This is a genomic window from Edaphocola flava (assembly GCF_004118155.1).
Lineage (GTDB): Bacteria > Bacteroidota > Bacteroidia > Chitinophagales > Chitinophagaceae > Edaphocola > Edaphocola flava.
Map to the genome: position 1 here is coordinate 1,032,303 of NZ_SAIQ01000001.1, position 12,847 is coordinate 1,045,149.

Sequence of the window (12,847 nt, forward strand, 5' to 3'; positions counted from 1 at the left end):
TTTTAACGCCATATCTCGTGCTAATGACTATCTTTGCCCTGAAATTGTAATTAAACATGATTGAAAATAAAGAAGGATACGTTTCCCAGTCCATCGCAGAAAACGGTATTGCAACTATTGAGTTTCAACACCCTATGAGCAATAGCCTGCCAGGAGCGATTCTGCGTAAGTTAGCCGATACAGTGACTGAGTTGGGTAATAATGATGCTGTAAAAGTGATCATTTTAACCAGCGCGGGAGAAAAAGCTTTCTGTGCCGGAGCCTCTTTTGATGAATTGATTTCGATTACAAACAAAGAAGACGGGCACCGTTTTTTCAGCGGTTTTGCTATGGTTATTAATGCTATGCGCAAATGTCCTAAGTTTATTATAGCCCGTATCCAGGGTAAAGCTGTAGGTGGTGGTGTAGGCCTTGCCTCTGCTGCTGATTATGCTATTGCACTGAAAGGTGCCGGCATTAAGCTGAGTGAACTGGCAGTAGGTATCGGACCATTTGTGGTTGGACCTGCTGTAGAACGTAAAGTGGGCTTATCTGCTTTTGCCGAATTATCTATTGATGCTACGAATTGGAGAACCTGCAGCTGGGCCAGAGAAAAAGGTCTGTATGCATCGGTACACGAAACGGTTGCAGAAATGGATGAAGCGATTCAGACACTGGCCAATACTTTATCCAAGTCTAGTCCTGAAGCAATGAAAGATTTGAAAGCTGTAATATGGCAGGGCACAGATCACTGGGACGAGCTGCTGGCCAGCCGTGCAGCAATCAGCGGCCGACTGGTATTAAGCGATTTCGCAGTAAATGCGATCAGTGCTTTTAAAGCAAAAGCATAAAAAAACTAAAGACAATGTGAAAATTCGTCATTTAAATGTTATATTAATGTGATTTTCACTATAAAAAGTTATTGATATATATATTTTTTTATTTTTTTCAATATCTTTGTATACTAATACATAATTTTATACTAATTTCAATTAATGCAGAGAAGAGGGAAACCGCAAATTCCAAATAGATCAAGAGAACCGGAACACAAGATAAACAATATGATCAAGGCCCCACAGGTACGCGTTGTGGGTGAGAATATTGAAGGTGGTGTAATGTCAATCGAAGACGCCCGTAAACTGGCCGAACAGCTTGAAGTAGACTTAGTAGAAATATCGCCGAATGCGGAACCTCCCGTTTGTCGCTTAGTTGATTATAATAAGTTTCTTTACGAAAGGAAAAAGAAAGAAAAAGAACAAAAAGCAAAAGCAAAACAATCTGAGGTTAAAGAAATCAGATTCACTCCCAATACGGATGATCATGACTTTGAGTTTAAATTAAAGCATGCTCAGAAATTCCTGCAAGATGGGGATAAAGTGAAGTGTTTTGTACAATTTAAAGGTAGATCAATTCTATTCCAGGATCGTGGTCAACTATTGCTGCTGAAATTCGCAGAGAAGTTAGCCGAATATGGTTCCTTAGAGTCGATGCCGAAAATGGAAGGCCGCAGAATGCTGGCTATGTTTACTCCTAAGAAAAAGAAGTAAGCATCTTTCCAGCCGGTTTGTATAACCGGTATTAACAAGTTTTCATGGTGATAGGGTTTATAGGGCTAGCTCGTTCTCGAGCTGGCCTACTTTTTAATTAAACTGTACAGAATAATTAATTATGTGGCAAAAAATTGCAGACTTCGTGCTGCGCTTCAGGGTATTATTAATTATAATAATACTGGCCATTACCGGGGTAATGGGTTATTATATGACTACCGTGCGGATGAGCTATGACTCTACAGGAGCTATACCTACCTCCAATCCCAAATACAAAGTCTACAAAGAATTCCAGGATAAGTTTGGCAACAACGGTAACTCCATTGTACTGGGTGTACAAACCGATAAACTTTTTGAACCCGAAATGTTCAAGGCCTATCTTAAACTGGTCGAAGACATTAAAAAAGTGCCTTCTGTAGAAGGAGTCCTCTCTATAGGTGATGCCGTAATGCTGGGCAAAGACAGCGCGGGTAAACTCAGTGCTGTACCTATTTTCAAAAAAGACCACACTCAGCGATATGACAGTAGTAAGGTGGTATTTGACAATCTGCCGATCTATAACGGATTGCTGTACAATAAAGAGACCAACGCCTACCTGATGATGGTGACCATCAATAAGCAGGACCTGGGTACTAAAGAACGCATCCGCATTATTAATGATATCGTAAAACTGGGAGATGACTTTCATGTAAAGCAGCAAACAGATGTACACTACAGCGGCCTGCCTTTTATTCGTACTCAGATGGCGGAGAAGATCAAAAAAGAGCTGAACCTCTTCCTGGCTTTATCTCTGGGGCTGACTGCCCTGATCCTGCTGATCATTTTCCGTTCCTTTACGGCTATGCTGGTATCTATGATCATTGTATCTATAGGGGTTATCTGGTCATTTGGTACATTAGCCCTTTTCGGATATAAAATATCTATACTTACAGGAGTTATTCCGCCACTGGTTGTGGTGATTGGCATACCGAACTGTATCTACTTCCTGAATAAATACCATACTGAATATAATATAAGTGGTAATAAAATCACTGCGCTGCGTAATATGGTGGGCAAGATGGGTATTGTAACCCTGTTTACAAACCTTACAGCAGCTATTGGCTTCGGGGTATTTGCGCTTACAGACAGCGTAGTACTGAAAGAATTCGGACTGGTAGCCGGACTGAATATTATGGCCCTTTTCTTTGTATCCCTGATACTGATTCCGGCTATATTCAGCTTCTTGCCTGCGCCACATACCAAACAAACTAAGTATACAGAAAGCCGATGGATGAATGGTATCCTGAATAAGGTCACGAACTGGGTATTTCACCATAAGACCATCTTATTTACAACCACCATTATATTGTGTGTTGCCGGACTGGCGGGTATATTCCGTCTTAAGTCTGTAGGACATATGGTAGATGACCTGCCATCTAAAGATGTTATTCTTACCGATCTCAAATTCTTTGAGAAGAATTTTAAAGGCATTATGCCACTGGATATCAGTATCGATACCAAAAAGAAATATGGTGCCCTGACTTCTCTGGAAACCTGGGAGAAAGTGGATGCATTGACTAATTTCCTGGAGGCTCAGCCGGAAATCGGTGGGGGCATTACCTTGATTAAGGGGGTAAAATTTGTCAAACAAGGCTTTGCTGGTGGTGGTCCTGAAAACTATTCATTGCCGGGTGCTACAGAATTCAGTGGTATCAGACCTCAGTTGTTAAGTACTTTCAATAAGCAGAAAAAACATAATGAAGGTACTGATAGTATGCAGCAAACCGGCGATCAGTTGAATAAGATGTTGTATTCTTTTATCGACAGTAATGCGCAAACAATCCGGGTGAGTGTAAACGTGGCCGATATTGGTTCGGTAGCAATGCCAAAACTGATTGATACCCGAATCAAGCCGGTTATAGATAGCCTGTTTGACAAAGAGCAATATAATGTGCATATTACCGGTGCAAGCATCATCTACCTTGAAGGAAGTAACTTTATCATCAACAGCCTGCAGGAGAGTCTGCTATGGGCTTTCGGCATGATCCTGGTATGCATCATTATACTCTTCCGCTCTGGCAGGATTGTACTTATGGCCCTTATTACCAACATTGTTCCACTCATGATTACCGCAGGGGTAATGGGTTGGCTGAATATTCCGTTAAAACCATCTACCGTACTGGTATTTAGTGTTGCACTGGGTATTACGGTCGATGTTACCATACGATTCCTGGTCAATTATAAACAGGAATTACCCAAGCATGGTTCTATTGCAGAAACGGTGCGGTATACGATTAAGGATACCGGTCTGAGTATTATTTATACCAGCATCATCCTTGTTGTCGGATTTGGCGTATTTGCCGTATCTGAGTTCGGAGGTACGCAGGCATTGGGCTATCTTACTTCCCTGACCCTGTTCCTGGCAATGGTTTTCAATCTGACCTTACTGCCGGCACTGCTGCTGGTTATGGATAAGAAGAAAAAATAATCCACAATTTACTATTGTACGATAGCCCCTGACAGAATTCATGTCAGGGGCTATCGCGCATAAATATATGATTCCATAAGAGCAGTATGACATATTGCAATTTATTATAAAATAACATTCATTATTTATCAATTAAGAGAATTATTATTTATATTTACGGTATCATTCATCAAACAAAAACAATTTTATGAAAAAAGTACTCCTCTCTCTTATGGTGATGCTGGCATTCATGACCAATGCAATCGCTAACACCCTTACGATTTACAATTTCACACCATGCTTCTACGGCATCAGTACCCAGGGCGGTTACATATTTATTGGCCCGGGAACGATGGGTGCTGTATATACCAGTGGCTCCGGCGGACCTTATACCAGTGCTAAAGTAGTCAATGGCGCTACATCTCCTTCCGGTCCGTGGACTGGCCAGCAAGTAAATGTTGGGCCGGGCGCATCATCAGGATCCAGTGCAACTGGTGTTGCCTGTAACAGCGGTAATCCATTCACTGTTTTCTGGTCTCCTAATGCTTCAGGAGATATTACCATGCTGATCAATTAATGTTTGTTATAATACCTCTTAAAAGTAAAAAGGCTGCTCATGGAGCAGCCTTTTTACTTTTATATAAAACTGATTTAGTTTTCTATTTACATCTCAATCTCAGCCATTACCGGACAGTGATCGCTGTGCTTTGCTTCCGGCAGAATAGCTGCATGTTTAACCCTTGCCTGCAGGTCTTCTGTTACGCTGATATAATCAATACGCCAGCCCTTATTATTGGCACGGGCATTAGCACGGTAACTCCACCAGCTGTAGTGGTGCGGATCCTGGTTATGCAGGCGGAAGGTGTCGATCAGGCCATTACCAAACCATTTATCCATCCAGGCGCGCTCCTCTGGTAAATAACCAGAACTATTCTTATTGCTTACCGGGTTATGGATGTCGATTGGTTTATGACAGATATTATAATCGCCACAAACAATCACAGAAAAATCCTGCTTTTTGAGTTCATCTATATACCCGAAAAACTCTTCCAGCCATTGGTATTTATAGGCCTGGCGTTCATCGCCGGAGGTACCCGACGGGAAGTATGCTGAGATAACCTTGGTGCGCCCGAAGGTTAGCGTGAGGGCACGGCCTTCCATATCGCTCTGCTCAAAGCCGCTGCCATAGGTAACATCATCCGGTTTCACTTTAGAAAACACGGCCACACCACTGTACCCTTTTTTCTGTGCAGGATACCAGTAGGTTTCATAACCCAAGTCTTCAAACTGCTTGTAGTCTACATTTTCTTTATGTGCCTTGATCTCCTGAAAACAGATAATATCAGGATTTTCCTCTTTCAGCCATTCTACCAAACCCTTACTCATGGCGCTACGCAGGCCATTTACATTGTATGATATGATTTTCATATAGTCGTAACTTTTTCTAAAACTAAGGCATTATTTTTAAGAATCGGAACCACAGGATGTATATCTACCTGTGTACAGTATTCCAGGTCTTTCAGCAATCCGAAATTGGCTAAACGCTCATAGTGAGAACCAACTTTCAGATAAGACAATAGATCAGGGCGACGCAACGCATCATCATACATAGACCCGGCAATCATTGCACTATCGCATTTGATATCAAAGTAAGACTGGACTTTACGAACCACTGCGCCTGCAAAAAGATTGTCTTCCATATTAGGACGATCTTTCCACGAAGCACAACCCAACAGCACGTCTTTGTCCTGTGCAATAAGGAAGTCACAAACAGCGCTCAGGTTCAGGAAGGACCCGATAATGATTGTATCTGCATCCTCTACCTGGTGCAGCAAGCGGGTACCGTTTGTAGTGGTAAGGTTCAGGATTTTACCGGAAATAAATTCTTCCGGATATTCCAGAGGAGAATTGCCGTATTGCAATCCAGGAGCTACCTGGCCATTGCGCTCACCTGCTGTTATACTATTCGGTGTGCATGCACCCAGTGCAATACACTCTTCTACAGTTGCTACAGGTACTACTTTCTCCGCTCCATTGGCCAGTGCGGCGGTAATTGTAGAGGTAGCCCTGAAGATATCAATAATCACTACAACTTTCCCTTTTGTATCATATAGATGTAACAAAGCCGGGGAAAAACAAACTTCCAGATTTTTCTTAACTGTCATGTATATATATGCTGCTTTTTACGAAGGTTTTTTGATGAAACGGGTGCTATAGTTCAGTCCATTTTCATTGGTTAAGGTAAGGAAATAGCTTCCTGCTGCTAAGGTTGCGATATCTATAACTGCATTATGAAACGCTGCCTGCTGCAGGGTACGGCCCATAAAATCGGTAATACGGTACTGCTTCCAGTCTTTCTGGTCTGTGCTGATATACAACTGATCTCCTGAAGGATTGGGGTATATGCTGAACTGTATTTCTTTATGTGCTGTAATGCTGAGTGAAGCATCATCCTGGTTCAGGAAGAATTTCCACATTTCCAGTGCCATATCGAATTTGTTATTTGTATTGGCATAATTATACCAGCTATGGGTACCATTATGTATTTTATATAAAGCGGTGCGCTCACGCCCGTTATGCGCATAGCGATAATGGGTCATCCATACCGGATCTGCTGCACTTCCGAAATTAATGGAATCAACATAAACCGATTGGTGACGGTTCTGCCAGTAATGCATCAGGCTATCGACAGAAATACCTGCTTGTGCCGTAATAATGCCGGAGTTAAATACACCCTGCCAGGTAACCACCCCATCGTCTGTGCCGTGAAAATGCGCCATAGGTATCGTTTTGCCAGCGCAGTTCTGTATTGCCAGGGCTCTGGTGCCGGAAGCAGAGGCTGCTGCCCGAAACTGTCCCGGAGCTTCGCAGATAAGGCGCTGTGTCATAAATCCTCCGTTGGAAAAACCACAAACATAAATCTTATCTCCATCCACACTAAAACGGCTCTTAACCGTGTCGATCAGGGATTTCAGAAATCCGGCATCATCGACATCGGGGTTGAGCGTGAGGGTTCCCAAAGGGGTATTTTCCAGCACGATGCCGCTGTTCCAGCATGCTCCAATATTACCCGCAAGCGGCACGGTATAATCCAGTGCCTGAGGCGATACCAACAGCATGTTGGCAGTATCTGCAATTGCCTTCCATGAAGTAAGGTCCACATCATTCATGCTGCCGCCCAGGCCATGCAGCATCAGCACAACTTTCATCTGTTGCTGACCCGACTGGTGGTGATATGTTTTATACTGCCGCTGGCTATTGCCGGCGGTAATATGTGCGGTATCCCATTGCTGGCTATAACCGGCAAGAAAAGACATTGCCATCAGCAATGCGGTTAAAACAGTATTCTTTTTCATAAGTAAATTTTCAATGCAGGTTAAGGTCGGGCGTTAAAAATACAATATTATTAAAGAAAATTGCAATAAGCCAACAAAGGCTGCAATGTGCAGCCTTTGTCCTTTATACAATAATTATTGCTTAAAACTCATTAACACCGTTTACGGTGGTATACTTCATTGTGTATTTTACACCCGGATTGATGTATTTATACACACTGTGGCTCATCAACGCAGCTTCATGGAAACCACACAGGATCAGCTTCAGCTTATTGGTATAGGTGTTAATATCACCGATAGCCCAGATACCTTCTACACCTGTAGAATAGTCCTCGGTGTTCACTACAATAGCGCTCTTATCGATATTTAATCCCCATTTCTCAATCGGTCCCAGTTTAGGGCTCAGACCAAACAACGGAATCAAATGATCGGCATCGATAGTCGTTGCTTCTTTGGTTTTGCTGTTCTCCATGCTTACCTGCTGCAGGGTGCCGTTACCGGATACTGAAGTAAGGTTGGTATTCAGAACAAGGTTGATTTTTTTCTTTTCAGCAAGTTCCATCACTTTAGATACTGAATCCGGAGCACCTCTGAAGCTCTCGCTGCGGTGTACCAGTGTCAGTTCTGAAACGATATCTGCCAGGAAAATAGTCCAGTCCAGGGCAGAATCCCCACCACCGGCCAGCACCACGCGCTGTCCTCTGAACTTTTCAGGATCCAGGATCATATAATTAACCCCTTTTCCGTTTTCGAATTTTTCGAGGTCGGCTACAGCCGGTTTTCTTGGTTCGAAACAACCTAAGCCACCAGCAATAACGATAGCCTTAGCCTCGATCTGCGTACCCAGATTGGTCGTGATCAGGAAGTCTGCAGTACCTCTGCGTTCTACTTCTTCTACACGCTCTCCCAGGGTAAAGGTAGGATGGAATGGTTTTGCCTGTTCCATCAGATTGTCTACCAGTTCCTGCGCGCCTACTGAAGGGTAGCCAGGAATATCATATATTGGTTTTTTAGGATATATTTCAGAAAGCTGTCCACCTACCTGAGGTAAATAATCAATAAGGTGACAACGCATTTTCAATAAACCTGCCTCGAAAATAGCAAACAGTCCAACCGGACCGGCGCCTATTATTGCGATATCTGTCTGAATCATTATAGAAATTTAGGCCGCAAAATTACGATTTTATTCGGCATTACATAAAATCTCATATAACTAAGATCTAAAGATTTACATAAATTTTACACTATTTCTAAAAACAAATTGTTATTTATATATAAAAAAATTAGCTTTGCTTTTCTTATTCTCCAGTATTTTCTACACAAGGAAAACAGAGATTTTTCAGGGTAAAATAGTTGTGCTTTTTTCCTCCCGGCATTCTGACAAGATGCTTGACTGACAAGGGTTACAAGTAATGATATACAAACTAAAATGGGTTTATTTAACTTTTTAACACAAGAAATTGCAATTGATTTAGGTACTGCAAATACCTTAATTATTCATAACGATCAGGTAGTGGTTGACGAGCCGTCTATCGTAGCTAAGGAACGCAGCACTAATAAAATAGTGGCTGTGGGCAAAAAAGCGATGATGATGCACGAAAAAACGCATGAAGAGTTGAAAACCATCCGTCCGATGAAAGACGGTGTGATCGCAGACTTTGATGCGGCTGAAGGCATGCTGCGCGAAATGATCAAAATGGTATATCCGAAGAAACCGTTGTTCCCGCCAAGCTGGAGAATGGTCATCTGTATCCCGTCCAGCATCACAGAAGTAGAGAAGCGTGCCGTTCGCGACAGTGCGGAACAGGCTGGTGCAAAAGAGGTGTACATGATCCATGAACCAATGGCTGCGGCTTTAGGTATCGGTATTGATGTAGAAGAGCCTACGGGTAACATGATCATTGATATAGGTGGTGGTACCACTGGTATCTCCGTGATCTCCCTGGCCGGTATCGTTTGTGATCAGAGTATCCGTATTGCCGGTGATGAGTTTACTGCAGACATCCTGGAAGCTATGCGTCGTTATCACAGTCTGAACATTGGTGAGCGTACTGCTGAACAGATCAAGATCCACGTAGGTTCTGCTCTGAAAGAGCTGGATAACCCACCAGATGATATTGCTGTAAATGGTCGTGACCTGGTAACCGGTATTCCTAAGCAGATCCAGGTTTCTTACCAGGAGATTGCTGAGGCACTGGACAAATCTATCTTCAAAATTGAAGAGGCGATCCTGAAAGCACTGGAAAGCACTCCTCCTGAGCTGGCTTCTGACATCTACAGAAGAGGTCTGTATCTAACTGGTGGTGGTGCCCTGCTGAGAGGTCTGGATAAGCGTATTTCCAACAAGATCAAGCTGCCGGTACATGTTGCGGAAGATCCGCTACGTGCAGTAGTAAGAGGTACAGGTATGGCGCTGAAAAACATCGACCGTTTCACCTTCCTGATGAAATAATTTTTAGAACACATAGTAATGGCTCAATTAGACAATACTGAATAATTGAGCCATTTTACAATATAAAAAGACGGTATTTGTGGTCAAACTCATACAGCTCATACGACAATACTGGAACGTTATCCTGTTCGTCCTGCTGGAACTGATCTGTTTCCGGCTGATCGTGAAAAGTAACAGCATGCAAGGTTCTGACCTGATCAATTCATCTAATGCATTGGCTGGCTTCTTTTACGAAAAACAGAATGATGTAGTTACTTATTTCCAGCTCAGAACGGTCAATAAAGAGTTGCTGGCAGAAAATGCAAGGCTGCATAATGAACTTTCCGGATTTCAGTATTTTGATACCCTGCAGAATGTTTCTGCCAAAGTTCCATTGGTGGTATACGATACAGTGAAGGCCAGAAAAGACAGCGCTCTTGCTGTAAATGACAGTACACAGCCGGCAAAACCGACTATTGTACAGGAGCTGAGGCCATTTGGTAATCCTAAGATTGTGGGCTATGCTTCCTATACATATATTGCTGCCCGTGTGATTAATAACTCTGTTGTAAATGACCGCAACAACTATATTACGATCAACCGTGGTGCTGCCGACGGTATCCGTAAGGATATGGCTGTGGTTTCCAGCGAGGGTATAGTAGGTCGTGTGGCTGATGTATCAAACCATTATGCTACCATCATTTCTGTACTCAGTTCCCGTAATATCAGTACACAGATTGCCGGTGGTAATATAGGGGTAACCAGCTGGTCCAATAACTCTCCGGATTTTGTAACGATGTCGCAGGTAGATATCCGTACTAAAGTAAGGAAGGGCGATACCGCTTATACCACATCATATTCGGTATATCCGGAAAATGTGCCTGTAGGTACTGTTGTCGCTATTGATACTTATAAAGTGAATAACTCCCTTAACCTGAAACTGCGCTTATCCAACAACTTCCGTAACCTGAAATATGTATACGTGGTGAAAGATAACCTGGGCACGGAGCGTAAAGACCTGGAAAAAGCTGCAGCGGCCAAAGAGAAGGCGGCAATGGATGCGGTACATAAAAAATAACCTGAGATTCTGTAATAATGAGTATATATTTAAGAAATTTCCTGCGCTTCCTGGCTTTGATCGGTATCCAGGTATTGCTGCTCAATAAATTGTCTTTACGCTGGTGGACGAGCCCTAACGGCTTTCCTACCTTTACACCTTTTGTATACCCTTTATTTATCCTGCTGCTGCCTATTTCTACACCTGTATGGTTTGTACTGATCTCCGGATTTGGACTGGGACTTACAGTAGATATGTTTATGAATACCGGTGGTATACATGCAGCGGCTTGTGTATTTATGGCATTTGCCCGTATGGCGGTTTTAAAGCCAATTCTGCCGCGTAAGATATATGAGTATAAGAACCTTTCACCTTCGGTAAAGACGATGAACTGGACGCCTTTTATGACCTATTCCAGCATATTGTTGTTCCTCCATCACCTGGCATATTTACTGCTGGATATATGGAGCCTTCATGCCCCGCTGTACCTGGTGATAAAACTGCTGGCTTCACTGGTGACCAGCCTGCTGTTTGTGGCATTGTATTCCCTGTTGTTTTCCAACTCGATCAATACGCAGTATAAAGATTAATGTTAATCGGGTCGTACCCAAAACTATATTTATAAAAAGGCACGCATTCTATAATGCGTGCCTTTTCTTTTATTGCTAAGTATATCTCCTTACAACCGTGCGGCTCTACCGGCACAAGTTATAAACTTGCGTCGGAGGAGGTCTGGAGAGCAATGAACAATAAAAAGGCCCGTTCCGGAATCGGAACGGGCCTTTTTATATATTGACTCCTTATGGAGCTGAAATCTTATGCTGTAACGGCAACTGCTTTTTGTACCAGTTCAGCAGCTTCGCTCAACAGGATAGCAGATTGTACTTTCAGACCAGATTCTTCGATCAGTTTTTTAGCTTCTACCGCGTTAGTACCTTGCAGACGAACAATGATAGGGATTTGGATATCACCTAAGTTGTTGTACGCTTCGATAACACCCGCAGCAACACGGTCACAACGAACGATACCACCGAAGATGTTGATCAGGATAGCTTTTACGTTAGGATCTTTCATGATGATACGGAAACCAGCTTCTACAGTTTGTGCATTAGCAGTACCTCCTACATCCAGGAAGTTAGCAGGCTCACCACCAGCCAGTTTGATCATATCCATGGTAGCCATTGCCAGACCGGCACCGTTTACCATACAACCTACGTTACCATCCAGTTTTACGTAGTTCAGGTTGAATTCACCTGCTTCTACTTCTGTAGGATCTTCTTCAGATTTATCTCTTAACGCTTCGATGTCTTTGTGACGGATCAGGGCGTTATCATCGATATTCATTTTACAGTCAACAGCGATGATTTTATCATCAGCAGATTTGAACAGAGGGTTGATCTCCAGCATACCGCAATCCAGACCAACATAAGCGTTGTACAGATTGGTTACGAATTTGATCATATTTTTTTGTGCATCACCGGTCAGACCCAGGTTGAATGCGATATTGCGCGCCTGGAATCCTTGCAGGGAATAACCAGGTTTTACGAACTCTTTGTAGATTTTCTCAGGAGTGCTGTGTGCTACTTCTTCGATATCCATACCACCTTCGGTAGAGTACATGATAACGTTTTGTTTTGTAGCGCGGTCTAATAAGATAGACAGATAGAACTCTTTACGATCGCTAGGACCATCATAGTACATATCTTTTGCCAGCAGGATTTTGCTTACTACTTTACCTGCTTCGCCAGTTTGGATAGTAACCAGTGTATTACCTAAGATATTTGTAGCAACCGTTTTCACATCATCAGCGCTCTTCACAACCTGTACACCATGCTGAGACGGTACTTCTTTCATTGTACCTTTACCACGACCACCCGCGTGAATCTGCGCTTTCAACACAGCAAATTTGCTGTTAGTTTCCGCAGCAATTTTCTCGTAAGCAGCTACTGCCTCTTCCGGGGTAGAGCAAGCAACACCTTCCTGTACAGGAACGTCGTATTTTTTTAATAACTCTTTCGCTTGATATTCGTGTAAATTCATTTTTATGGATTT

At 42.8% G+C, this 12,847-nt stretch carries 12 protein-coding genes; 7 read left to right on the plus strand and 5 right to left on the minus strand.

Going from position 1 to position 12,847, the window contains the following annotated elements; translation table 11 throughout:
* Positions 1-56 precede the first annotated feature (56 nt).
* From EMP01_RS04415 to EMP01_RS04430, 4 genes are all read left to right on the plus strand, one after another.
* A complete protein-coding gene (locus EMP01_RS04415; protein WP_129020261.1) occupies positions 57-830 on the plus strand; it encodes an enoyl-CoA hydratase/isomerase family protein in 774 nt (257 codons plus the stop codon).
* A 144-nt stretch (positions 831-974) separates the two neighbouring features.
* Positions 975-1,526, plus strand: a complete 552-nt coding sequence (gene infC / locus EMP01_RS04420) for a translation initiation factor IF-3 (protein WP_129020262.1) — start codon at positions 975-977, stop codon at positions 1,524-1,526.
* Positions 1,527-1,647: 121 nt separating this feature from the next.
* Positions 1,648-3,993 (plus strand): efflux RND transporter permease subunit, encoded by a 2,346-nt coding sequence (locus EMP01_RS04425; protein ID WP_129020263.1) that lies wholly within the window; start codon positions 1,648-1,650, stop codon positions 3,991-3,993.
* A gap of 187 nt (positions 3,994-4,180) precedes the next feature.
* On the plus strand, positions 4,181-4,549 hold the full coding sequence (locus EMP01_RS04430) for a glycoside hydrolase family protein (RefSeq protein WP_129020264.1): 369 nt from the start codon (positions 4,181-4,183) through the stop codon (positions 4,547-4,549).
* An 86-nt stretch (positions 4,550-4,635) separates the two neighbouring features.
* Here EMP01_RS04430 and EMP01_RS04435 read toward each other — a convergent pair whose 3' ends face one another.
* From EMP01_RS04435 to EMP01_RS04450, 4 genes are all read right to left on the minus strand, one after another.
* Positions 4,636-5,400, minus strand: a complete 765-nt coding sequence (locus EMP01_RS04435) for an exodeoxyribonuclease III (protein WP_129020265.1) — start codon at positions 5,398-5,400, stop codon at positions 4,636-4,638.
* Positions 5,397-6,137: a 2-phosphosulfolactate phosphatase gene (locus EMP01_RS04440; RefSeq protein ID WP_129020266.1), complete on the minus strand. Its 741-nt coding sequence runs from the start codon at positions 6,135-6,137 to the stop codon at positions 5,397-5,399. The genes EMP01_RS04435 and EMP01_RS04440 overlap by 4 nt, the downstream gene beginning before the upstream one ends.
* Before the next feature lie 18 nt (positions 6,138-6,155).
* Positions 6,156-7,328 carry a T9SS type A sorting domain-containing protein gene (locus EMP01_RS04445; protein ID WP_129020267.1) on the minus strand — a complete coding sequence of 391 codons (1,173 nt, stop codon included), beginning with the start codon at positions 7,326-7,328 and terminating at the stop codon, positions 6,156-6,158.
* A 121-nt stretch (positions 7,329-7,449) separates the two neighbouring features.
* A complete protein-coding gene (locus tag EMP01_RS04450) occupies positions 7,450-8,460 on the minus strand; it encodes an NAD(P)/FAD-dependent oxidoreductase (protein ID WP_129020268.1) in 1,011 nt (336 codons plus the stop codon).
* A gap of 276 nt (positions 8,461-8,736) precedes the next feature.
* Here EMP01_RS04450 and EMP01_RS04455 point away from each other — a divergent pair, with 276 nt between their 5' ends.
* From EMP01_RS04455 to EMP01_RS04465, 3 genes are all read left to right on the plus strand, one after another.
* Entirely contained in the window at positions 8,737-9,759 is a 1,023-nt protein-coding gene (locus EMP01_RS04455) for a rod shape-determining protein (RefSeq protein ID WP_124636459.1), read from the plus strand.
* Positions 9,760-9,838: 79 nt separating this feature from the next.
* Positions 9,839-10,816 (plus strand): rod shape-determining protein MreC, encoded by a 978-nt coding sequence (mreC, locus tag EMP01_RS04460; protein ID WP_129020269.1) that lies wholly within the window; start codon positions 9,839-9,841, stop codon positions 10,814-10,816.
* 17 nt (positions 10,817-10,833) lie between these two features.
* A complete protein-coding gene (locus EMP01_RS04465) occupies positions 10,834-11,385 on the plus strand; it encodes a rod shape-determining protein MreD (RefSeq protein WP_129020270.1) in 552 nt (183 codons plus the stop codon).
* A 226-nt stretch (positions 11,386-11,611) separates the two neighbouring features.
* On the opposite strand, the gene sucC is transcribed toward EMP01_RS04465, so the two are convergent.
* The gene (gene sucC, locus EMP01_RS04470; RefSeq protein WP_129020271.1) at positions 11,612-12,835 is read right to left on the minus strand and encodes an ADP-forming succinate--CoA ligase subunit beta; all 1,224 of its coding nucleotides are present in this window, start codon (positions 12,833-12,835) and stop codon (positions 11,612-11,614) included.
* Between the last annotated feature and the right edge of the window lie 12 nt (positions 12,836-12,847).